Below are 509 nucleotides of genomic sequence, written 5' to 3' on the forward strand. Positions count from 1 at the left end.
CAGTCAGCCACCACCCTGTCGGGCGGTGAGGCGCAGCGGGTCAAGCTGGCGCGCGAGCTCTCCAAGCGGGATACCGGCCAGACCCTCTATATTCTGGACGAGCCGACCACTGGGCTGCACTTCCACGACATCCAGCAGCTGCTCAAGGTGCTGCACCAGCTGCGGGATCGCGGCAACACCATCGTAATCATCGAGCACAATCTGGATGTGGTGAAAACCGCCGACTGGATCGTCGATCTGGGGCCGGAGGGGGGCGCCGGTGGTGGCCGGATTTTGGTGACGGGGACGCCGGAGCAGATGTGCGACCACCCAGAGTCGCACACCGCCCGCTTCCTGCGGCCGTTGCTTGACCCCAAGCGCGCTCAATAAGGAGGCGACCGAGCTAGGGCTGCACTGCGAGGGCGAGATCGGCGGGCTGCGCCTCGTTCGTGTGGCCTGCTGGGATCAGCAAGGGTCGTGGTTCAGATCGGCGGGCAATAAAAAATCCGACACCTCGGATAAGGTGTCGG

At 64.4% G+C, this 509-nt stretch carries 1 protein-coding gene; it reads left to right on the forward strand.

The window, feature by feature from the left end; genetic code table 11:
* On the forward strand, positions 1–369 hold a 369-nt coding region (locus CUC53_RS18500; RefSeq protein WP_157798339.1), incomplete at its 5' end, for an ATP-binding cassette domain-containing protein.
* Positions 370–509 lie beyond the last annotated feature (140 nt).

The organism is Aeromonas cavernicola, assembly GCF_002795305.1.
Lineage (GTDB): Bacteria > Pseudomonadota > Gammaproteobacteria > Enterobacterales > Aeromonadaceae > Aeromonas > Aeromonas cavernicola.